Source organism: Pseudomonas sp. Irchel s3h9 (assembly GCF_900187475.1).
Lineage (GTDB): Bacteria > Pseudomonadota > Gammaproteobacteria > Pseudomonadales > Pseudomonadaceae > Aquipseudomonas > Aquipseudomonas neuropathica.
This window is the reverse complement of sequence record NZ_FYDH01000009.1, coordinates 103,748-124,576: the sequence shown is the minus strand read 5'-3', so window position 1 is coordinate 124,576 and position 20,829 is coordinate 103,748. Positions and strand designations below refer to the sequence as shown.

19 protein-coding genes are annotated in these 20,829 nt (G+C 60.3%); 9 read left to right on the top strand and 10 right to left on the bottom strand.

Annotated elements, in window-relative coordinates:
• Positions 1-71: 71 nt before the first annotated feature.
• The 3 genes from CKW26_RS16535 to CKW26_RS16525 are packed head-to-tail and all read left to right on the top strand — an operon-like array spanning position 72 to position 4,881.
• Positions 72-1,037: an HlyD family secretion protein gene (locus CKW26_RS16535; RefSeq protein ID WP_095049388.1), complete on the top strand. Its 966-nt coding sequence runs from the start codon at positions 72-74 to the stop codon at positions 1,035-1,037.
• Complete coding sequence (gene rbbA, locus CKW26_RS16530; protein ID WP_095049387.1) at positions 1,034-3,763, top strand: ribosome-associated ATPase/putative transporter RbbA; 2,730 nt, start codon at positions 1,034-1,036, stop codon at positions 3,761-3,763. Before CKW26_RS16535 ends, rbbA begins: the two co-directional genes overlap by 4 nt.
• On the top strand, positions 3,763-4,881 hold the full coding sequence (locus tag CKW26_RS16525) for an ABC transporter permease (protein ID WP_095049386.1): 1,119 nt from the start codon (positions 3,763-3,765) through the stop codon (positions 4,879-4,881). Before rbbA ends, CKW26_RS16525 begins: the two co-directional genes overlap by 1 nt.
• Before the next feature lie 16 nt (positions 4,882-4,897).
• Here CKW26_RS16525 and CKW26_RS16520 read toward each other — a convergent pair whose 3' ends face one another.
• Complete coding sequence (locus tag CKW26_RS16520) at positions 4,898-5,305, bottom strand: flagellar basal body-associated protein FliL (protein ID WP_027610485.1); 408 nt, start codon at positions 5,303-5,305, stop codon at positions 4,898-4,900.
• 150 nt (positions 5,306-5,455) lie between these two features.
• Between CKW26_RS16520 and CKW26_RS16515 the strand changes: the two genes are divergently transcribed.
• Positions 5,456-6,433: an NADPH:quinone oxidoreductase family protein gene (locus tag CKW26_RS16515; RefSeq protein ID WP_095049385.1), complete on the top strand. Its 978-nt coding sequence runs from the start codon at positions 5,456-5,458 to the stop codon at positions 6,431-6,433.
• 54 nt (positions 6,434-6,487) lie between these two features.
• Here the strand turns inward: CKW26_RS16515 and CKW26_RS16510 are convergent, their stop codons facing one another.
• Together CKW26_RS16510 and CKW26_RS16505 are read right to left on the bottom strand one after the other, a co-directional pair.
• On the bottom strand, positions 6,488-7,102 hold the full coding sequence (locus CKW26_RS16510) for an energy transducer TonB (RefSeq protein WP_095049384.1): 615 nt from the start codon (positions 7,100-7,102) through the stop codon (positions 6,488-6,490).
• 178 nt (positions 7,103-7,280) lie between these two features.
• Positions 7,281-7,910, bottom strand: a complete 630-nt coding sequence (locus CKW26_RS16505; protein ID WP_095049383.1) for a flagellar basal body-associated protein FliL — start codon at positions 7,908-7,910, stop codon at positions 7,281-7,283.
• Positions 7,911-8,134: 224 nt separating this feature from the next.
• Here CKW26_RS16505 and glpT point away from each other — a divergent pair, with 224 nt between their 5' ends.
• Entirely contained in the window at positions 8,135-9,484 is a 1,350-nt protein-coding gene (glpT, locus tag CKW26_RS16500; RefSeq protein ID WP_016985912.1) for a glycerol-3-phosphate transporter, read from the top strand.
• Here the strand turns inward: glpT and CKW26_RS16495 are convergent.
• From CKW26_RS16495 to CKW26_RS16465, 7 genes are all read right to left on the bottom strand, one after another.
• Positions 9,460-10,128: a gamma-glutamylcyclotransferase gene (locus CKW26_RS16495; protein ID WP_095049382.1), complete on the bottom strand. Its 669-nt coding sequence runs from the start codon at positions 10,126-10,128 to the stop codon at positions 9,460-9,462. The two genes, glpT and CKW26_RS16495, sit on opposite strands and share 25 nt — an antisense overlap.
• Before the next feature lie 196 nt (positions 10,129-10,324).
• A complete protein-coding gene (locus tag CKW26_RS16490) occupies positions 10,325-11,293 on the bottom strand; it encodes a CDP-6-deoxy-delta-3,4-glucoseen reductase (protein ID WP_095049381.1) in 969 nt (322 codons plus the stop codon).
• Positions 11,293-12,759, bottom strand: a complete 1,467-nt coding sequence (gene ubiD / locus CKW26_RS16485; RefSeq protein WP_095049380.1) for a 4-hydroxy-3-polyprenylbenzoate decarboxylase — start codon at positions 12,757-12,759, stop codon at positions 11,293-11,295. The genes CKW26_RS16490 and ubiD overlap by 1 nt, the downstream gene beginning before the upstream one ends.
• 80 nt (positions 12,760-12,839) lie before the next feature.
• Positions 12,840-14,801: an acyltransferase family protein gene (locus CKW26_RS16480; RefSeq protein WP_095049379.1), complete on the bottom strand. Its 1,962-nt coding sequence runs from the start codon at positions 14,799-14,801 to the stop codon at positions 12,840-12,842.
• A gap of 125 nt (positions 14,802-14,926) precedes the next feature.
• Positions 14,927-16,186, bottom strand: a complete 1,260-nt coding sequence (gene rho / locus CKW26_RS16475) for a transcription termination factor Rho (protein ID WP_003229334.1) — start codon at positions 16,184-16,186, stop codon at positions 14,927-14,929.
• A 250-nt stretch (positions 16,187-16,436) separates the two neighbouring features.
• Positions 16,437-16,766: a thioredoxin TrxA gene (gene trxA / locus CKW26_RS16470; protein ID WP_003206727.1), complete on the bottom strand. Its 330-nt coding sequence runs from the start codon at positions 16,764-16,766 to the stop codon at positions 16,437-16,439.
• 120 nt (positions 16,767-16,886) lie between these two features.
• Positions 16,887-17,594, bottom strand: coding sequence for a FadR/GntR family transcriptional regulator (locus CKW26_RS16465; RefSeq protein ID WP_095049378.1), 708 nt, complete (start codon positions 17,592-17,594; stop codon positions 16,887-16,889).
• Positions 17,595-17,850: 256 nt separating this feature from the next.
• Between CKW26_RS16465 and CKW26_RS16460 the strand changes: the two genes are divergently transcribed.
• From CKW26_RS16460 to CKW26_RS16445, 4 genes are read left to right on the top strand one after another with little or no spacing between them, the layout of a single operon-like run.
• Positions 17,851-18,636, top strand: coding sequence for a transporter substrate-binding domain-containing protein (locus tag CKW26_RS16460; RefSeq protein WP_095049377.1), 786 nt, complete (start codon positions 17,851-17,853; stop codon positions 18,634-18,636).
• 21 nt (positions 18,637-18,657) lie between these two features.
• Positions 18,658-19,332, top strand: coding sequence for an amino acid ABC transporter permease (locus CKW26_RS16455; protein WP_093429744.1), 675 nt, complete (start codon positions 18,658-18,660; stop codon positions 19,330-19,332).
• Positions 19,329-19,979 (top strand): amino acid ABC transporter permease, encoded by a 651-nt coding sequence (locus tag CKW26_RS16450; protein ID WP_095049376.1) that lies wholly within the window; start codon positions 19,329-19,331, stop codon positions 19,977-19,979. The genes CKW26_RS16455 and CKW26_RS16450 overlap by 4 nt, the downstream gene beginning before the upstream one ends.
• Positions 19,966-20,703, top strand: a complete 738-nt coding sequence (locus CKW26_RS16445; protein WP_095049375.1) for an amino acid ABC transporter ATP-binding protein — start codon at positions 19,966-19,968, stop codon at positions 20,701-20,703. Before CKW26_RS16450 ends, CKW26_RS16445 begins: the two co-directional genes overlap by 14 nt.
• Positions 20,704-20,829 lie beyond the last annotated feature (126 nt).

The window sequence follows — 20,829 nt, the reverse complement described above, 5'->3', positions numbered from 1 at the left end:
CGGTTGACTGACATCAAGCGACTGCAACGCTTGAACAGTCAGACTGCACGCCACAGCCGCAGGATGCCCCCATGTCGACGCACAGCCGCTCTTCACTTTTATACGCCGGGTCGCTTCTGGTGTTACTCGCCGCCGCCGGCGGGCTCGGTTACTGGATGTCGATCAGCAGCCGTCTGGTCGAAGGGCTGTCGATGGGCAACGGGCGGCTGGAAGCCACCGAAGTGCAGATCGCCAGCAAGACACCTGGACGCCTGGCCGAGGTGCTGGTCGATGAAGGCGACAAGGTCAACAAGGGCCAACTGCTCGCGCGCATGGATACCCGCACCCTCGAAGCCCAGCGCACTCAAGCCGAAGCCGAAGTCTTGCGCGCCCGGGAAAACCTCAACGCCGCCGAGGCCAATGTGCAATTGCGCCAGAGTGAATTGCTGCTGGCCCAGCAGGAACTCGGGCGCTCTCAGTCGCTGTTCAAGCACGGTTTCGTCAGCGCCCAGGTTATCGATCAATTGCAGTCGCGTATCGGCACCGGCAATGCTGCCGTGACGGCGGCCCGCGCCCAAGTGTCGGCGGTCGCTGCAGCGATCGGCGCGGCGCAGGCACAGGTCGCTCAACTGACCAGCGAAATCGACGACAGCAGCCTGCGCGCGCCGATTGATGGGGTGATCCAGTTGCGCATGGCCGAACCCGGCGAAGTGCTGGGGGCCGGTGGCCGCGTCCTGCTGTTGATTGATCCCAACGATCAGTACATGAACCTCTACCTGTCTGCCTCGGTGGCCGGGCGTCTGGCCGTAGGCGATGAAGCCCGGGTGCTGCTCGATGCCCTGCCCGACAAACCCTTGCCGGCGAAGATCAGTTTCGTCGCCGGCAAATCGCAGTTCACCCCCAAAGAGGTCGAGACCCGTGACGAGCGGCAAAAACTGGTGTTCCGCGTCAAGCTGCGCCTGACCCAACCCAGCGCCGTGCCGCAAGCCAAGCCCGGCATGCCCGGCGCCGGTTATGTGCGCACCGCGCCGATTGCCTGGCCGGCCAATCTGCAATGAACAGCCTCGCGGTTCAGGCGAACGCTATCGCGCACCGCTACGGCAAACAGCAAGCACTGAGCGCTATCACCTTCAGCCTGCCAGCCGGCACCCGTTGCGGGCTGATCGGCCCCGATGGCGCGGGCAAGTCCAGCCTGCTCGGGCTGATCGCCGGCGTGAAGGCCTTGCAGCAAGGGCAACTGGACGTCCTCGGCGGGCCGATCCAGCAGCGCCGCCACCGCGACACGCTGTATGCGCGCATCGCCTTCATGCCCCAGGGCTTGGGCGGCAACCTGTATCCCGAGTTGTCGATCCGCGAAAACATCCAGTTCTTTGCCACGCTGTTCGGCCTGTCGAAAGCCGACAGCGAGCAACGCATGCACAATCTGCTGCTCGCCACCGACCTGCTAAAGTTCGCCGAGCGCCCTGCAGGCAAGTTGTCCGGCGGCATGAAACAGAAGCTGGGCCTGTGCTGCGCGCTGATCCATGAGCCGGATCTGTTGATTCTCGATGAGCCGACCACCGGCGTCGACCCGCTCTCACGCCGACGCTTCTGGGAGCTGATCGACGATGTACGGCGCGAGCGCCCGCAATTGACCCTGCTGGTCGCCACTGCGTATATGGAAGAAGCTGAACAGTTCGAGCATTGCCTGATGCTCGACAACGGCCAGTTGATTGCCACCGGTCTTAGTCGCGAGCTAGCGGCCGTCACCCCCAGCGGCAAACTCGATGAAGCCTTCACACACTTCCAGGGCGACAGTCATCACGACGCTCAGCCGTTGGTCATTCCGCCGCGTACTGGCGGTACCACCGACATTGCCATCGAAGCCCACGACCTGACGCTGCGCTTCGGCGACTTCACTGCGGTGGATCACGTCAGCTTCGCCATCGGTCGCGGCGAGATTTTCGGTTTTCTCGGCTCCAACGGCTGCGGCAAGACCACGACCATGAAAGTCCTGACCGGGCTGATGCCGGCCAGCGAAGGCAGCGCGACACTGCTGGGCAATCCGGTGAACGCCAAGGATCTGGCCACGCGCAAGCGGGTCGGCTTCATGTCCCAGAGCTTTTCGCTGTATGGCGAACTCAGCGTGCGGCAGAACCTTGAGCTGCACGCCCGTCTGTTCGACTTGCCCAAGTCCGAAAGCGCGCAACGCATCGACGCATTGATTCAGCGCTTCAACCTGCTCAGCGTCGCCGATCAGCCGTCCGGTGCCCTGCCTCTCGGGCTGCGTCAACGCCTGTCGCTGGCGGTCGCGGTGTTGCATCGTCCGGAAGTGCTGATCCTCGATGAGCCGACCTCCGGCGTCGACCCGGCAGCCCGTGATGACTTCTGGCGACTGCTGATCGAACTGTCCCGCGAGCAAGGCGTGACGATTTTTCTCTCCACCCACTTCATGAACGAAGCCCAGCGCTGCGACCGCATTTCGCTGATGCACGCCGGCAAAGTCCTCGCTTGCGACACCCCGGCAGCGCTGCAGCGTCAGTTTGCCGGAGAGACGCTGGAAGCCGCTTTCGTGACGTGTCTGGAACAGGCCCAAGGCACTGCCCCATCGCCTCCCGCGAGTGAATCGCCGACAGCGCCATCAGCGCCAGCCGCCGCGCCGCCAGACCAGCAACGCGGTTTCAGCCTCGGTCGCCTGCTGGCAGTGGCCAGCCGCGAAGGCAAGGAGCTGCTGCGCGACAAAGTGCGCATGGCTTTTGCGCTGGCGGGGGCGATTTTCATGATGGTGATTTTCGGCTATGGAATTTCCCTCGACGTAGAGAACCTCGCGTTCGCCGTTTACGATCAGGATCAAACCCCGCAGAGCCGAACCTATCTGGAAGCCTTTCGCGGCTCGCGCTACTTCGATGAACGGCCAGCCATCCACGACGCTCAAGAGCTGCACCGCCGCCTGCAACGCTCGGAAATCAAACTGGCGCTGGAAATCCCGCCCGGATTTGGCCGCGACCTGTACGCCGGACGCCAGCCTGCGGTGGCGGCGTGGCTGGACGGCGGCATGCCGTTTCGCGCCGAGACCAGCCGCAATTATGTCGAAGCAGTGCACCTGGCCAACCTGCAACAGTTGGCCGAACAGAGCAGCCCCGCCATCAACCACCAGGCGGGTGCCAGCCTGGAAACGCGCTTTCGCTACAACCAGGATGTGGTCAGCGTCAACGCTATTGGCCCCGGGGTCATGGCGCTGATTCTGGCGTTCATTCCGGCTATGCTCACCGCACTCGGCATCGTGCGCGAAAAAGAACTCGGCTCGATCACCAACTTCTACGCCACGCCCCTGACCCGCCTGGAGTTTCTGCTGGGCAAACAGGCGCCATACCTGCTGGTCAGTCTGGTCAATCTCGCGCTGCTGGTGGCGATGAACCGCTGGCTGTTTGGCGTGCCGTTCAAGGGCAGCCTGCTGACGCTGGCGTTTGGCGGCCTGCTGTATGTGCTAGCGACCACTAGCATGGGCCTGCTGATCTCGGCGTTCACCCGCACGCAAATCGCCGCGATCCTCGGCACCATGATCATTACCAGCCTGCCGACCATCCAGTTCTCCGGACTTATCGTGCCGCGTTCTTCACTGGAAGGAGCGGCTGCGGTGATGGGCATGCTGTTTCCGGCAGGACACTTTCTCGACATTGCCGTGGGGACGTTCACCAAAGCGCTGGACCTGCGGCAGCTGTGGCCGCAGTGCCTGGCGCTGTTCGGGTTCTTTGTCGGGTTCACCGGGCTGAGCCTGATCATGCTGAAAAAGCAGGAGGCCTGATGCACAAGTTCGCGCACATCCTGCGCCTGGGGCTCAAGGAACTGACCAGCCTGCGCCACGACAGCGTGTTGCTGCTGTTCCTGTTCTACGCCTTCACCGTGGCGATCTACATGCCTGCCGCCGGCTCGGTGATCGGCGTGCACAACGCCAGCGTGGCGATCGTCGACGAAGACCACAGCGCCCTCTCGCGCCAGTTGGCCCAGGCCCTGCAACCGCCGGAATTCCAGACGCCAGTGCTGCTCCCCTACCCGCAACTGGACCAGGTCATGGACAGCGGCCAGTACACTTTCGTGATCAACATTCCGGCGGGGTTTCAAACCGATCTACTGGCGGCGCGGCAACCGGCCATTCAGGTCAACGTCGATGCCACCGCGATGAGCCAGGCGTTCATGGGCGCTGGCTACATCAGCCGGATTTTCCAGCGCGAGCTGCAGGCCTATGGCGACCAGGGCGATGCCGCGAGCAAAACGCCGATTCAACTGACCACCCGCGCGCTGTTCAACACCAACCTGGAGGGTGGCTGGTTTCTGGCGGTGATTCAGATCGTCAACAACATCACCATTCTGGCAATCATCCTCACGGGCACGGCGCTGCTGCGCGAACGCGAGCACGGCACGCTTGACCATTTGCTGGTGCTGCCGCTGACGGCGCTGGAAATCATGCTGGCGAAAATCTGGAGCAACCTGCTGGTGGTGGTGCTGTGCACCTGGCTGTCGCTGGAGGTGGTGGTCAAAGGCGCACTCGGCGTGCCGCTGTCCGGCTCGATGAGCCTGTTTTTGCTGGTGACTGCGGTTTATCTGTTTGCCAGTACCGCGTTGGGGATCTTTCTGGCGACACTCGCACGCTCGACACCGCAGTTCGGCTTGCTGGCGATTCCGGTGATCATCCCGATGTTGCTGCTGTCGGGTGGCAGCACGCCATTGGACAGCATGCCGCAATGGCTGCAGTGGGTCATGCAGGGCTCGCCGTCCACACATTTTGTCAGCCTCAGCGCCGCGATTCTGTTTCGCGACGCCGGGCTGAGCGTGGTCTGGCCGGACTTGCTGGCGCTGACGGCCATCGGCCTGCTGTTCTTCGTCATCGCGCTGGCGCGCTTTCGCAAAAGCCTGGCGTCCTGAACAGCAGCCAACGCACTTACTGAATGATCAGGTTATTGAACAACAGATCCTCAACCACCGGCTTGCCGGTCTCGTCATTCATCACTTGCTGGGTCTGCTTCAACGCTTCCTGACGCAGCTTCTCTTTACCCTCGATGCTGCCCATCGCCTCGGTGGTCTGCTGGGTGAACAGTGCCACCAGCTGATTACGGATCAGCGGCTCGTTGGCCTTGACCAGTTTGGTCGCCTCCTCACCGGTCACGCGCAATGCCACATCGGCCTTGTAAACCTTAAGCTTCGGCGTGCCGTCCAACCCGTAGTTGCCCACGAACGGCGGGCTCAGGGTGATGTAGTTGACCTTCGGCGCCTCGCCTTCTTTAGCTTCTTCGGCCAGCGCTGCCACAGGCAGAGACAGGGCCAGCAACAACATGATCCACGCTTTCACAATTCGCTCCTTATCCGGTTTGCGGCCTAGCATAACGACCCGCCACGCAAGCACAAGCTTATGGCTGACTATCAGGGCCGGGCATGCTCGTTGACCCGTTGACTGACACACCTACACTTATCGGCCATCACTCCCAAAGGAATAGCCCTGATGAAAGCCGTGCTGTGCAAAGCCTTCGGCCCTGCCGAATCGCTGGTGCTGGAAGACGTCGCCAGCCCTGTCGCGAAGAAGAACGAAATCCTCCTGGAGGTGCACGCCGCCGGGGTCAACTTCCCGGACACGCTGATCATCGAGGGCAAGTACCAGTTCAAGCCACCCTTCCCGTTCTCGCCGGGTGGTGAAGCGGCTGGCGTGGTCACGGAGGTCGGGGAAAAGATCAGCCACCTCAAGGTCGGCGACCGGGTCATGGCCCTGACCGGTTGGGGCAGCTTCGCTGAACAGGTCGCGGTGCCGGGCTACAACGTGCTGCCGATTCCGCCGTCGATGGACTTCAACACCGCCGCCGCGTTCAGCATGACTTACGGCACCTCGATGCACGCCCTCAAGCAACGCGCCAACCTGCAAGCGGGGGAAACCCTGCTGGTACTCGGTGCATCCGGCGGCGTCGGCCTGGCGGCGGTGGAAATCGGCAAAGCCATGGGCGCCCGCGTCATTGCTGCCGCCAGCAGCGCGGAGAAGCTCGCCGTGGCCAAGGCTGCCGGCGCCGATGAGCTGATCAACTACAGCGAAACCAGCCTCAAGGACGAAATCAAACGCCTCACCGACGGCCAGGGCGCCGACGTGATTTACGACCCGGTCGGCGGTGATCTGTTCGACCAAGCCATCCGCGCCATCGCCTGGAATGGTCGCCTGCTGGTGGTGGGCTTCGCCAGCGGGCGCATTCCGGAACTGCCGGTAAACCTCGCCCTGCTCAAAGGCGCGGCGGTACTCGGAGTATTCTGGGGTTCCTTCGCCCAGCGCCAGCCGCAGGACAACGCGGCGAACTTCCAGCAGTTGTTCGGCTGGTTTGCCGAGGGCAAGTTGAAACCGCTGGTATCGCAGGTGTATCCGCTAAGCAATGCGGCGCAGGCGATCAATGATCTTGGCCAGCGCAAGGCCGTGGGCAAGGTTGTAGTGCAAGTGCGCTGAGTAATCTTTCGATGCAGGCCAGAATGCCCGGTTCGGTCGTTCTGGCCTGTGTTATCAAAGCAACTCACGAATCTCCGCTGGTAACAGGCTTATGAATTTACGCGTCGGACTCTGCCGACAAGCCCTGACGATCTTTTCAACCTGCCGATTCATCTTGGCAATCATCGCCAGACGTTGTGCGTCCGGTAGCTGAGTTTTATGGAAGACGTTCGAGAGATAGGCGCGGGTTTGAGCAAATACCGCCGAATCGATCCATGAGTACTCTGCAATGTTGGCGAGGTTCTCGTTAACCGTACGGCATCGCAAGGCTTTCAGTTGCTGATTGACGTGAATGGGCAGATCCAGATCGAGCCTGAAAATCATTGGCGCGATGATTTCCTGCTGTTCAGGTTTATTCCCTTCAACCGTCCAAGGCTTGAAACGCCACTGCGCTATAGCGTCTCGAACCGCATCGGAAAAGTCAGGGTGAGTGCTCTCTCGAATGCTGATTTCGCTGACTGAACCATCCGCACTGGCAATGAAACTAACCTTCACCTCGCCCGTTACACCCGCCCTTTGCAGCTCCAGCGGGTAAATCGGCTGGGGATTGTTTTCCGGTATCAAAAACACTTCTGAGGCCAGCGCAGAACCGCCGATTACCAACAAAAGCCCAGCAAAAATCCAGCGCATGATCCTGCCCCTCCCTAGTGAGTTGCCCCCTCCGGCAACAACACAAAGGTTACTGAGCAGTGACTTTTAACTGAATGGCGCACCTTCGCCGCTGCATGCAGGACGTTTCCCTGATCCCCTCGGGAAACCGGGAAAATCCGCTGCGCGAATAGTCGCAGGTAATTTTTCCGACGGATGTTTAGCTGCCGTTTGCGCCTGTAACGTCACCGGGCATCAACTGTTCCTGAACCTTCCGACTACGAGATTGGACCAACTGCCCCTTGTCATCGAAGCGCAGAACAATCAGCCAGTCATACACATCCACTGGCCATTTCGGCTGGCCGATAAGCGCCGGGCCATCGCCGCCGAAAGCGGCAATCAGCTTATTGATGTGCCCATGGTGCCAGGCAATCAGCACGGTTTTTGCCTGATTGTGCTTGCGCAGCCGAGTGACCAGCTCGTCGACCTGGTTATTGGCGCAGGGCTGTTCGATGGGCAGTTGCAGGCGCTGGGACAGCGGGATCAGTGTCTGCCGTGGCCGCATACTTTCCGGGCTGTCGGCGGTAGCGATCAGACGCTGAGGGGTGAGCGCCTGGCCATCCAGTTTCAACGGCGTGAAATAGTCGGCATAAGCCGCAGCGCGTTGTTCGCCCCGGGCATTCAGTTCACGGCCTACATCAGGCTTTTCCGCATGACGAACGATCAACACGGTGACATTGCGCAGGCCTGGCGCCGCAGAACCTTGGGCGAAGCTCAGTGCCAACACTGAAACAGTCACCACTGCGACCATCAACAGTCTGGGCAATAGCCTGCGAACTTTCGGGGTCATCGTTTATCTCGCGAAATCAGTCGATCCATAGATCGCGAGTCTAAGACACAACATTCCAGGCGCGACAAAAACGCCCTGTTCTTACAGCTGAGCGACAGGTTCGTAAAGGAACGCGCGACTTCCAACATTTTCCGCTATTTGCTCGATGCGAACCGGTGCTATTTTCGGTAACGAAACTGTAACATTCGCATCCGCAGTCAAAACAAGAAATCTGGAGCTCTTGAATGTTTGCTTTCTTTCGTCCTGCCGCACATCAGGCTCCATTGCCTGAAGAAAAAATAGACAGCACGTACCGACGCCTGCGCTGGCAGATCTTCGCCGGTATCTTCTTTGGCTACGCGGGTTACTACCTGCTGCGCAAAAACTTCTCGCTGGCCATGCCGTACCTGATCGACGAAGGCTACAGCCGTGGCGATCTGGGCCTGGCGATGTCGGCGATTGCCATCGCCTACGGCCTGTCGAAATTCCTCATGGGCCTGGTGTCCGACCGTTCCAACCCGCGCTACTTCCTGCCGTTCGGCCTGCTGGTCTCGGCTGGGGTGATGTTCATTTTCGGTTTCGCGCCTTGGGCAACGTCCAGCGTGACCATGATGTTCATCCTGCTGTTCATCAACGGCTGGGCCCAGGGCATGGGCTGGCCGCCAAGTGGCCGGACCATGGTGCACTGGTGGTCGCAGAAGGAACGCGGTGGCGTGGTATCCGTGTGGAACGTGGCGCATAACGTTGGCGGCGGCCTGATCGGCCCGCTGTTCCTGCTCGGCATGGGCTTGTTCAACGACTGGCACGCGGCGTTTTACGTACCGGCAGCAGTGGCGCTGGGCGTGGCGGTATTTGCCTTCATCACCATGCGCGACACCCCGCAATCGGTCGGCCTGCCGCCCATCGAGAAGTACAAGAACGATTACCCGGAAGGGTACGACGCCAGCCACGAAGACGAATTCAGTGCCAAGGAAATCTTCGTCAAATACGTGCTGCGCAACAAAATGCTCTGGTACATCGCCATGGCTAACGTCTTCGTTTACCTGCTGCGCTACGGCGTACTGGACTGGGCGCCGACCTACCTGAAAGAAGCCAAGGGTTTCACCGTGGATAAAACCTCGTGGGCCTATTTCTTCTACGAGTGGGCGGGCATTCCGGGCACGCTGCTGTGCGGCTGGATGTCGGACAAGATCTTCCGTGGCAACCGTGGCCTGACCGGTATGGTGTTCATGGCGCTGGTGACCGTGGCGACCCTGGTTTACTGGCTGAACCCGGCCGGTAACCCGACCGTCGACATGATCGCGCTGTTTTCGATCGGCTTCCTGATCTACGGCCCGGTGATGTTGATCGGTCTGCAGGCGCTGGAACTGGCGCCGAAGAAAGCCGCCGGCACGGCTGCGGGTTTCACCGGCCTGTTCGGCTATCTGGGTGGTTCGGTCGCGGCCAGTGCGGCGATGGGCTACACCGTTGACCATTTTGGCTGGGACGGCGGTTTCGTCCTGCTGGTGGGCGCTTGCCTGCTGGCGATGGCCTTCCTGGCCCCGACGCTATGGCACAAGCAAGTCGCCAGTCAGAGCCGTGAAGCAGTCGCTTGATCGCTTTGTGATTTACAGCGCTTGAGCCGCGCCTCCAGATTACGGTCTGGCATGGCGTGGCTGCGCAGGGCGTGGGCGGTCTGCTCGACATAATCGCGAGTGGTGCCGTAACGCCCGCAAGCGCTTGCGAACACCTGGCTCAGCACGTGATCCGGCAAGTTGCCGGCATAGCTGGGCAGGTGTCGCTCCAAAACGAATCCCAACGCCTGAACCTGACTGCCATCTTCGAGCCGGCAGTTGAGCCAGTGTGGCCGGTAGGAAGGCACTGGCATCTCGCGTTTCCACAAGGCGTACAGCGCCGCGTCGAGATTATCTTCCGGCAAGCGATAGGCGAAGCCACTGCACGAACCGCCGCGATCCAGACCAAACACCAGGCCGGGCATTTCCGGCGTGCCGCGATGCTCGTGCGACCACAGGTACAAACCGCGATGGTAACCATGCACGCGTCCGCGCACCCGCTCCACCGCCGAGCATTCAGGCCGCCAGATCAGTGAGCCATACGCGAACAGCCACACCGGCCCGCCCTTGTGGCGCGCCATGGTTGATTGCATGGAAGCGAGAAGTTGTTCGTGCGTCAGCTGCGGCCCAAGATCGAGCCGCGGAGGGTAATTCAAATTCAGAAAAGCGTTTTCAATGGCGCTCATGGCGAATAGCGTTCAGCTCCCCGCGGGTGAAGAATTACTTAATAGAACGCACCGCTGTAACAATAAGGCACATATGTTTTAAGGCAATTTGAGTGCCATGGCACAGTTCTTAATTGATTGCCTGATTGATATATAACCTAGCGGTATTTATGCGATTACATAAATACCGATCGGCTATATAGCGAGTTATAACGAATCAGGAGCGGGGGGCGTAAGCGAACACGTCGGCGCGCATTTGATGGGCGTCCATGCCCGCTTCAACCAGTGCGTCCAGAGTGCCGTAGACCATGGCCGGCGAGCCGCTGGCGTAGACGTGCAGCGGTTTCAGATCTGGGAAATCTTCACAGACTGCCTCGTGCAGCATGCCGCAGCGCCCTTCCCAACCGCATTGATCGCTGACGACTTTATGCAGGAACAGATTGGGTAATTTCAGCCACTCGTCCCAATGTTCGATCTCATAGAAATCTTCCGGACGGCGCACGCCCCAGTACAGATGCACCGGGTGTTTGAAGCCTTTAGCGCGGCAGTGTTCGATCAGGGCGTGAATCTGGCCCATGCCGGTGCCGGCGGCAACCAACACCAGCGGCCCGTCGGGCAGCTCGGCCAGATGCGTATCGCCGAACGGCAACTCGACCCGCACCATCGCGTTGCGTTGCAGCTGTTCGATCAGGCTCAGTGCACTGGCTTCGCGCGCCAGCACGTGGATTTCAAGATCACGCCCGCCGTGCGGTGCCGAGGCCATGGAGAACGCTGACTTCTCACCGTTCTCGCGCTCGATCATCAAATACTGCCCGGCGTGATAACGCGGTGGCTTGCCCGCCGGAGCGCGCAGCCGCACACGCCAGGTGTCGCCACCCACGTCGCGGCATTCGATGACCTGACATGACAGGCTGCGCACCGGCAGTTCTCCCAGCGCGAGCACGCCATCCCACAGCAGGATGCAGTCTTCCAGCGGCTCGGCTATGCAAGTGTAGAACTCGCCGTGGTCGTGCACTTTGCCATCCTGCGCGACGCGGCCTTCAACCAGCAACGCCGCACACACATGACAATTACCGTTGCGGCAGCTTTGCGGGCATTCGTAGCCCAGACGCCGCGCGCCGTCGAGAATCCGCTCACCGGGCTGTATCTCAAGCACTGCTCCGGAGGGCTGCAGGGTTACACGCATCAATCTATTCCTAACTGATTCCAGATGGCATCGATCCGTTGGGTGACGGCGTCGTCCTTGACGATCACACGGCCCCACTCGCGAGTGGTTTCGCCCGGCCACTTGTGGGTGGCATCGAGGCCCATTTTCGAACCCAGGCCGGAGATCGGCGAGGCGAAGTCGAGGTAGTCGATCGGCGTGTTATCGATCATCACCGTGTCGCGCTTGGGGTCCATACGCGTGGTGATGGCCCAGATCACGTCGTTCCAGTCACGGGCGTTGATATCGTCGTCAGTGACGATAACGAACTTGGTGTACATAAACTGTCGCAAAAACGACCAGACACCGAGCATCACGCGCTTGGCGTGCCCCGGATACGACTTCTTCATCGTCACCACAGCCATGCGGTACGAACAGCCTTCCGGCGGCAGGTAGAAGTCGGTGATCTCCGGGAACTGCTTCTGCAGGATCGGCACGAACACTTCGTTCAACGCAACGCCGAGGATCGCCGGCTCATCTGGCGGACGACCGGTGTAGGTGCTGTGGTAGATCGGTTTGATCCGGTGGGTGATGCGCTCGACGGTGAACACCGGGAAGCTGTCGACTTCGTTGTAGTAACCGGTGTGATCGCCGTAAGGACCTTCGTCAGCCATCTCGCCCGGGTGGATTACGCCTTCGAGGATGATTTCGGCGGTGGCCGGCACTTGCAGGTCGTTACCACGGCACTTGACCAGTTCGGTGCGGTTACCGCGCAAGAGCCCGGCGAAAGCGTATTCGGACAGGCTGTCCGGCACTGGCGTCACGGCGCCGAGAATGGTCGCCGGATCCGCACCCAGGGCGACGGACACCGGGAACGGCTGGCCCGGATGCTTCTCGCACCACTCGCGGAAGTCGAGAGCGCCGCCACGGTGGCTGAGCCAGCGCATGATCACCTTGTTGCGGCCAATCACTTGCTGACGGTAGATACCGAGGTTCTGGCGATCCTTGTTCGGGCCTTTGGTGACGGTCAGACCCCAGGTGATCAGCGGGCCGACGTCGCCGGGCCAGCAGGTCTGCACCGGCAGCATGGCCAGATCGACGTCGTCGCCTTCGATGACCACTTCCTGGCACACCGCGTCTTTGACGACTTTCGGCGCCATCGAGATGATCTTGCGGAAGATCGGCAGTTTCGACCATGCGTCTTTCAAGCCCTTCGGTGGCTCCGGCTCCTTGAGGAACGCTAGCAGCTTGCCGATTTCGCGCAGCTCGCTGACCGATTCGGCGCCCATGCCCATCGCCACCCGTTCAGGCGTGCCGAACAGGTTGCCGAGCACCGGGATGTCGTAGCCGGTGGGTTTCTCGAACAGCAACGCCGGGCCCTTGGCCCGCAGCGTGCGATCGCACACCTCGGTCATTTCCAGCACCGGCGAGACGGGAATCTGGATGCGTTTCAACTCTCCGCGCTGCTCAAGCTGCTGCACGAAATCCCGAAGATCCTTGAATTTCATTGACGATGGCACCCTCAAAATAGGCGTACATCCTACCTGCTCTGACGGGCAAACAGCAGCCCGTCAGAGCCTGGCATCAATCAATTGTCGCTGGTGCCCAGCATCAATGGCGCAAACAACGGGCTCAGTCTGGCGCTGCCAACGTCCGAAAGATGATCGGCATCCTTGTATTGCGAGTGGCCATCGACATCGATGGCGCACAAGCCGTCCTTGCACATCAGCGGCGTCGGATCGATGACATGAATGCCGGAATCAGCGGCGCTCATCGAGCCGAACAACGAAGTGAAAAACTGCTGGCGAGCCAAATGTTCGTTGAGCGGGCGACCGAGACCTTCTGCCGAACGGCCGATGCGCGCCAGACTGGTCAGACGGTCGATGAAGCTCTTGTGTTGCAGTGGCACTTCCTTGAACAGCCAGACTTGCACACCCGCTTCACGCAACTCGGCCACTTGCGCCTTGAGGGCGGCAGCCATGCGCTGCTCTGCCTGGCGCGGGTTGTCCTTGCGATCAAGCAGGAACTGTATATCGCCATCGCCGTCTTCACGACCATAAACGTACAGGCTCCAGTTCGCCGCCAACACCACGTCCTTGATCCCCAGACTCCTGACGCGGTCCATGTTGCGCTGGTTGAAGTCTTTGCACTGAGGGCGTAAGTGGTCATCGATGATCGGCGGGCACCCGGTCAAGCTGTACAGCCACACCGGCTGCACGTTGCGCCCGGCATTGCCTTCGATGGCTGGCAACAACGCGGCGGCGTGACTGTCGCCCCAGAACATTTTCGTCGCCGTTATATGTTGATCACCGCCCACAAGGCAGGATTTGGTCAGTGCCTTGTCCGTGCTCAAGTGCATGCAGTTCGACTGCCCCGCATTCCACTCGCGCGATTGCGCATATTCCAGTGCCTTGCCGGTCAGGCGCTGCGGCACGCCGTCTGCCGAACGAATGGCCGAACCGGTAATCGCCAGCACGGCGATCGACACCAAACCTCCTATCAACACTGAGTTACGGCTGGCGAATACACGCTTTTCACGGAAGGGTAGTTCGATATAGCGCAGGCTCAGCCAGGCCAGCGCCAATGCCAGGGCCATCCAACCGAGCGCTTCCAGCGGCTGGATACCGTCGATGGAGATCGCATTGGCATACACGTAAACCGGCCAATGCCACAGATACAGCGAATAGGAGAGCAAGCCGATCCACACCAGAACCCGGATACTCAACAACCGGCCCGCCCACGTTGGGCCCTGTGCACCCGACCAGATCAGCGCCGTCGTGCCCAATACCGGCAGCAATGCTGCCCAGCCCGGGAACACCGTGGACTTGTCGTAGGTGAACACCGCCACCAGCACCGCCGCCAGACCGGCCAGGCCAACAGACTGCCGCAGCCACGGCCGCGCGACATGCTTGGGCACGGGCATCACCGCCAGCATGGCCCCGCAGAGCAATTCCCAGGCGCGGGTCGGCAACGAGAAAAAGGCAAATTCCGGCCGGCGTTCGATATAGATGATGTTCAGGCCGAACGACACCAGCAGGACAGCGAACAGCATCCAGCGCCAATGGCGGACGTAGCGCATCAGCAACACCATCATCAACGGGAAGAAGATGTAGTACTGCTCTTCTACCGCCAGCGACCAGGTATGCAGCAGCGGCTTGAGCTCCGACGCCGGCGCAAAGTAGCCGTCTTCGCGCATGAACAGGATGTTGGAAATGAACAGCGACTGGTAACGAATCGTTCGCCCCAGTTCGGCAAGGTCCTTGGCCGTCAGCAACAGCCAGCCTAATGTCAGCGTCACCACCACAACCACAGTCAACGCCGGCAGGATGCGTCGGGCGCGACGCCCCCAGAAGTCGAGGAAGCTGAAGCGCTGCGCGCTGATTTCACGAAACAGGATTGAAGTGATCAGAAAACCGGAAATGACGAAGAACACATCAACGCCGACAAAGCCGCCGCTGAATGTGTTGAATCCGAAATGAAACAGGACGACGGGAATAACCGCCAGCGCCCGTAATCCGTCGATATCACGGCGATTGCCAAACGTGTGCATAACCTTTCTTATCCTTGTAGGTACAAACCGCTCCAGACAAGGACAGTAGCGCGTTACGAAAGTTATGCGGCGCGTACGCAAAAAAACGCCCCCTTTCGGGAGCGTTCTTTTTTACAGCGTGTGTATTACTTACGCTTCATCGACAAGAAGAACTCGTCGTTGGTCTTGGTCGTCTTCAGCTTGTCGACCAGGAACTCGATGGCAGCCACTTCGTCCATCGGGTGCAGCAGCTTGCGCAGGATCCACATACGCTGCAGTTCGTCGTCGGCGGTCAGCAACTCTTCGCGGCGGGTGCCGGAGCGGTTGATGTTGATGGCCGGGAACACACGCTTCTCGGCGATCTTACGATCCAGAGGCAGTTCCATGTTGCCGGTACCCTTGAACTCTTCGTAGATCACTTCGTCCATCTTCGAGCCGGTTTCAACCAGCGCGGTGGCGATAATGGTCAGCGAGCCGCCTTCTTCGATGTTACGCGCGGCACCGAAGAAACGCTTTGGCTTCTCGAGGGCGTGGGCATCGACACCACCGGTCAATACCTTGCCGGAGCTCGGGATCACGGTGTTGTAGGCACGGGCCAGACGGGTGATGGAGTCGAGCAGGATCACCACGTCTTTCTTGTGCTCGACCAGGCGCTTGGCCTTCTCGATCACCATTTCGGCTACCTGTACGTGACGGGTCGGCGGCTCGTCGAAGGTCGAGGCAACCACTTCGCCGCGCACGGTGCGCTGCATTTCGGTTACTTCTTCCGGACGTTCGTCGATCAGCAGCACGATCAGGTGAACTTCAGGGTTGTTACGGGCGATGTTCGCGGCGATGTTCTGCAGCATGATCGTTTTACCGGCTTTCGGCGGTGCAACGATCAGACCACGCTGGCCTTTGCCGATCGGGGCGCACAGGTCGATGACACGACCGGTCAAGTCTTCGGTGGAGCCGTTACCGGCTTCCATCTTCATGCGCACGGTCGGGAACAGCGGAGTCAGGTTCTCGAAGAGAATCTTGTTTTTCGCGTTCTCGGGACGATCGAAGTTGATCGTGTCGACCTTGAGCAGGGCGAAATACCGCTCGCCTTCCTTCGGAGGGCGGATCTTGCCAACGATGGTGTCACCGGTGCGCAAGTTGAAACGGCGGATCTGGCTTGGCGAGACGTAGATATCGTCCGGGCCGGCCAGGTAGGAAGCGTCAGCGGAGCGCAGGAAGCCGAAGCCGTCCTGGAGAATCTCCAGCACGCCATCACCGGAGATTTCCTCGCCGCTTTTCGCGTGCTTTTTCAGCAGGGAGAAAATCACGTCCTGCTTGCGCGAACGGGCCATATTTTCTATGCCCATCTGTTCGGCCAATTCGAGCAGTTCGGTAATCGGCTTTTGCTTGAGTTCAGTCAGATTCATATAGGAATGACGTAATCATTTATGGAGGGGGGGAAATTAAGCTTTTGGCTTAATGAGGCCGCGCCGCGGAGAAGGCGACAGGATCGCGAACTAATTCGAAAAGGAGTGCGTCGGCGACGGCTAGCAGGGGGCAATGGAGAAACCAGTGCGGGGCCGAATGTACCACCTGAGTTTCGGAGCGTCTAGCCCTGAATACGCAAAAAGCCCCGCTAATTTGCGGGGCTTTTTTTCAGGCACTTTACAGCGACGCTTAGATGTTGGCGTCGAGGAAAGCCGCCAGTTGCGACTTCGACAGGGCGCCGACTTTGGTCGCTTCAACGTTGCCGTTCTTGAACAGCATCAGGGTCGGGATACCACGCACGCCGTGCTTGGCCGGGGTTTCCTGGTTTTCGTCGATGTTCAGTTTGGCAACGGTCAGCTTGCCTTTGTAAGTCTCGGCAATCTCGTCCAGAACCGGAGCGATCATTTTGCAAGGACCGCACCATTCAGCCCAGTAATCGACCAGGACAGCGCCTTCGGCCTTGAGTACGTCGGCTTCGAAGCTAGCGTCGCTAACGTGTTTGATAAGATCGCTGCTCATGGAATTCTCCAGGTTGTAAGCAAAAAAACGTGGCCCATCATAGCCGCCCTTCCCCTGTTCAGGAAGCCGCAGTTGATTGAGTCTTGCTATGGCACTCGATGAGTTTGGGTATAGCTCAAGTCACGTCGTGGCGGGGGCAATGAAAGCAATTCCGGTACGCAGGGCGGCGTTGCGCACGTGTTCCTGCATGGCTTTTTGTGCAGCACCGGAGGCGCGGCGTGTAAGGGCCCGGAGGATCTTGCGGTGTTCCTGCCAGGTTTCCATGGCGCGCTCGGTGCGGATGAACGGTAGTTTCTGGCTCTCGAGAAAGATCTCGGCGCTGGCAGTGAGGATGCTCAACATCGCCTGATTGCCGCTGGCCAAGAGGATTCGGCGGTGGAATTCGAAGTCCAGTTTTGCTGCTGCCTCAAAGTCACCAGCCCTCAATTGGTCACGCATGGCCGCAACGTTGTCTTCGAGCGCATCCAGATCGAACGTGCTTAACGTGACCGCCGCCAGCCCTGCGGCGAAGCCTTCCAGCGCATAGCGCAACTGAAAGATATCCAGCGGTGACGCTTGCGCCGCAAATGGCCAGCCCGGTGCCTGCGCGCCACGCGGCAACTCTACGGGCGACTGCACGAACACGCCTTTGCCCGGCTGAATACTGACCACACCCAGCGCACTCAGCGAGGATAACGCCTCACGCAACGACGCCCGGCTGACGCCCAGTTGCAGCGCCAGGTCCCGTTGCGACGGCAACGCATCGCCCGCACCGAAACCCTGCTCAGTGATCAGTTTGCGGATCGCTTGCAGCGCCACTTCGGGTACCGCACGGGAAATCGAGTTCATGGTTTTTCAGACGCGCCAGGCCAATGTGCGGCTAGTTGTAAAGCTATTCGCCGAGTCCGGCAAGTCGTGCCCCAGCAGGGTTCGGCGAACCACACCGGTGCGCCATGGCAGTGCGAAAAACAACCTGACTGTTCAGACCAGTAAGACCGAACAAAGCCGCTGAAACCGCGGTCTGCCGCGTCGAAACCGGTGTATTGGCACGGCCCATGCTCTGTCCGATCGCAGAAATCACTTCCCGCCGATCCGGAGATTGTCCATGACCAAGCGTTACAGCGCCCTCCTCGCCGCTCTGTTTTCCAGCCTGTTGCTCAGCCAGGCCCCCGCGCACGCCGACGGTCTCGACGACGTGGTCAAACGCGGCACGCTGAAAGTCGCCGTGCCCCAGGACTTCCCGCCATTCGGCTCGGTCGGCCCGGACATGAAACCGCGCGGCCTCGATATCGACACGGCAAAACTGCTGGCGGACCAGCTCAAGGTCAAACTCGAACTGACCCCGGTGAATAGCACCAACCGCATCCCGTTCCTGACCACCGGCAAAGTCGATCTGGTGATCTCCAGCCTCGGCAAAAACCCTGAGCGCGAAAAAGTCATCGACTTCTCCCGTGCTTATGCGCCGTTCTACCTCGCCGTGTTCGGCCCGCCAGATGCAGCCATCGCCAGCCTCGACGACCTCAAGGGCAAGACCATCAGCGTCACCCGTGGCGCCATCGAAGACATCGAACTGAGCAAGGTCGCCCCCGAAGGCGTGACCATCAAGCGCTTCGAAGATAACAACTCGACCATCGCCGCCTACCTCGCCGGCCAGGTTGATCTGATCGCCAGCGGCAACGTGGTGATGGTCGCGATCAGCGAAAAGAACCCGAAACGCGTCCCTGCGCTGAAAGTGAAGCTCAAGGATTCGCCGGTCTACGTTGGCGTGAACAAGAACGAAGCGGCGCTGCTGGCCAAGGTCAACGACATCCTGACCACCGCCAAGGCTGACGGCGCACTGGAAAAGAACTCGCAGACCTGGCTGAAAGAGCCGCTGCCGGCCGATCTCTGATCGACTGCGCGGGAGACCTTCATGGCTTATCAGTTCGATTTCATGCCGGTGGTGGAAAACACCGACCTGTTGCTGCGCGGGGCGCTGTTCACCCTTGAGCTGACGGCCATCGGTGCGCTGCTCGGGGTCGGTGTCGGAGTTGTCGGGGCTTTGGTGCGGGCGTGGAACATCCGCCCGTTCTCGGCAATCTTCGGCGTCTACGTCGAGTTGATCCGCAACACGCCGTTTCTGGTGCAGTTGTTCTTTATCTTCTTCGGCCTGCCGTCGCTGGGCGTGCAGATTTCCGAGTGGCAAGCGGCGGTGCTGGCGATGGTGATCAACCTCGGTGCTTATTCGACGGAAATTATTCGCGCCGGCATTCAGGCAATCCCGCGCGGACAGCTGGAAGCCGCAGCGGCATTGGCGATGACGCGTTTCGAGGCGTTCCGCCACGTGGTGCTGCTGCCGGCACTGGGCAAGGTCTGGCCGGCCCTGAGCAGCCAGATCATCATCGTCATGCTCGGCTCGGCGGTGTGTTCGCAAATCGCCACCGAAGAGCTGAGCTTCGCCGCCAACTTCATTCAGTCGCGCAACTTCCGCGCCTTTGAAACCTATGCGCTGACCACGCTGATCTACCTGTGCATGGCGCTGCTGATTCGCCAGTTGCTGAACTGGATTGGCCGACGCTATATCAGTCGAAGCGGGAGCCGCGTATGAGCGATTTCACCTTTTGGGACATCCTGCGCAACCTGCTCACCGGCCTGCAATGGACACTGGCGCTGTCGCTGGTGGCGTTCATTGGTGGCGGGATCGTCGGGCTGCTGATCCTGGTCATGCGCATCTCGAAAAACTCTGTGCCGAGCAGCATCGCCCGCACCTGGATCGAGCTGTTTCAGGGCACGCCGCTGTTGATGCAGTTGTTTCTGGTGTTCTTCGGCGTGGCGCTGGCCGGGATCGAAATCTCGCCGTGGATGGCCGCAGCGATTGCCCTGACCTTGTTTACCAGCGCTTATCTGGCGGAGATCTGGCGCGGCTGCGTCGAGTCGATCGCCCATGGCCAGTGGGAAGCCTCGGCGAGTCTGGCGCTGAATCCGCTGGAACAACTGCGCTACGTGATCCTGCCGCAAGCACTGCGCATCGCTGTGGCGCCGACCGTGGGTTTCTCGGTGCAGGTGGTCAAGGGCACCGCCGTGACCTCGATCATCGGCTTCACCGAACTGACCAAGACCGGCGGCATGCTCGCCAATGCCACGTTTGAACCGTTCATGGTCTACGGCCTCGTCGCCCTCGGCTACTTCCTGCTCTGCTACCCCTTGTCCCTCAGTGCGCGCTACCTGGAAAGGAGACTGCATGCCTCTGCTTAGAATTTCCGCCCTGCATAAATATTACGGCGATCACCACGTGCTCAAAGGCATCGACCTCAGTGTCGAAGAAGGCCAAGTGGTGGCGATCATCGGCCGCAGCGGCTCGGGCAAATCCACCCTGCTGCGCACCCTCAATGGTCTGGAATCGATCAATGACGGCGTGATCGAAGTCGACGGCGAATACCTCGATGCCGCCCGCGCCGATCTGCGCAGCCTGCGGCAGAAAGTCGGCATGGTGTTTCAGCAGTTCAACCTGTTCCCGCACCTGACCGTGGGCGAAAACGTCATGCTCGCGCCGCAGGTGGTACAGAAAGTGCCGAAAGCCAAGGCTGCGGAGCTGGCCAGGGAGATGCTGGAGCGCGTGGGGCTCGGGGAAAAGTTCGATGCCTTCCCGGATCGGTTGTCTGGGGGCCAGCAACAGCGGGTAGCGATTGCCCGGGCGCTGGCGATGTCGCCAAAAGTGTTGCTTTGCGATGAAATCACCTCGGCGCTCGACCCGGAACTGGTCAATGAAGTGCTCAGCGTGGTGCGACAACTGGCCAAGGAAGGTATGACGCTGATCATGGTCACCCATGAAATGCGCTTTGCCCGCGAGGTCGGCGACAAACTCGTGTTCATGCATCATGGCAAAGTCCATGAGGTGGGGGATCCGAAGGTGTTGTTTGCCCATCCGCAGACGGCAGAGCTGGCGAACTTTATTGGCACGGTGGAAGCGACAGCCTGAATCTGCCTCATCCTGATCGTTCCCACGCTCCGCGTGGGAATACAGCCAGGGACGCTCCGCGTCCCAAAAGCGGACGCAGAGCGTCCGGTGAGGCATTCCCACGCAGAGCGTGGGAACGATCAGGTT

Bases quoted from the DNA above. Each gene is read 5' to 3' on its own strand.
- CKW26_RS16535 (WP_095049388.1), top strand. From the start codon at position 72: ATGTCGACGCACAGCCGCTCTTCACTTTTATACGCCGGGTCGCTTCTG.
- rbbA (WP_095049387.1), top strand. From the start codon at position 1,034: ATGAACAGCCTCGCGGTTCAGGCGAACGCTATCGCGCACCGCTACGGC.
- CKW26_RS16525 (WP_095049386.1), top strand. From the start codon at position 3,763: ATGCACAAGTTCGCGCACATCCTGCGCCTGGGGCTCAAGGAACTGACC.
- CKW26_RS16515 (WP_095049385.1), top strand. From the start codon at position 5,456: ATGAAAGCCGTGCTGTGCAAAGCCTTCGGCCCTGCCGAATCGCTGGTG.
- CKW26_RS16510 (WP_095049384.1), bottom strand. From the start codon at position 7,102: ATGCGCTGGATTTTTGCTGGGCTTTTGTTGGTAATCGGCGGTTCTGCG.
- CKW26_RS16505 (WP_095049383.1), bottom strand. From the start codon at position 7,910: ATGACCCCGAAAGTTCGCAGGCTATTGCCCAGACTGTTGATGGTCGCA.
- glpT (WP_016985912.1), top strand. From the start codon at position 8,135: ATGTTTGCTTTCTTTCGTCCTGCCGCACATCAGGCTCCATTGCCTGAA.
- CKW26_RS16495 (WP_095049382.1), bottom strand. From the start codon at position 10,128: ATGAGCGCCATTGAAAACGCTTTTCTGAATTTGAATTACCCTCCGCGG.
- CKW26_RS16490 (WP_095049381.1), bottom strand. From the start codon at position 11,293: ATGCGTGTAACCCTGCAGCCCTCCGGAGCAGTGCTTGAGATACAGCCC.
- ubiD (WP_095049380.1), bottom strand. From the start codon at position 12,759: ATGAAATTCAAGGATCTTCGGGATTTCGTGCAGCAGCTTGAGCAGCGC.
- CKW26_RS16480 (WP_095049379.1), bottom strand. From the start codon at position 14,801: ATGCACACGTTTGGCAATCGCCGTGATATCGACGGATTACGGGCGCTG.
- rho (WP_003229334.1), bottom strand. From the start codon at position 16,186: ATGAATCTGACTGAACTCAAGCAAAAGCCGATTACCGAACTGCTCGAA.
- trxA (WP_003206727.1), bottom strand. From the start codon at position 16,766: ATGAGCAGCGATCTTATCAAACACGTTAGCGACGCTAGCTTCGAAGCC.
- CKW26_RS16465 (WP_095049378.1), bottom strand. From the start codon at position 17,594: ATGAACTCGATTTCCCGTGCGGTACCCGAAGTGGCGCTGCAAGCGATC.
- CKW26_RS16460 (WP_095049377.1), top strand. From the start codon at position 17,851: ATGACCAAGCGTTACAGCGCCCTCCTCGCCGCTCTGTTTTCCAGCCTG.
- CKW26_RS16455 (WP_093429744.1), top strand. From the start codon at position 18,658: ATGGCTTATCAGTTCGATTTCATGCCGGTGGTGGAAAACACCGACCTG.
- CKW26_RS16450 (WP_095049376.1), top strand. From the start codon at position 19,329: ATGAGCGATTTCACCTTTTGGGACATCCTGCGCAACCTGCTCACCGGC.
- CKW26_RS16445 (WP_095049375.1), top strand. From the start codon at position 19,966: ATGCCTCTGCTTAGAATTTCCGCCCTGCATAAATATTACGGCGATCAC.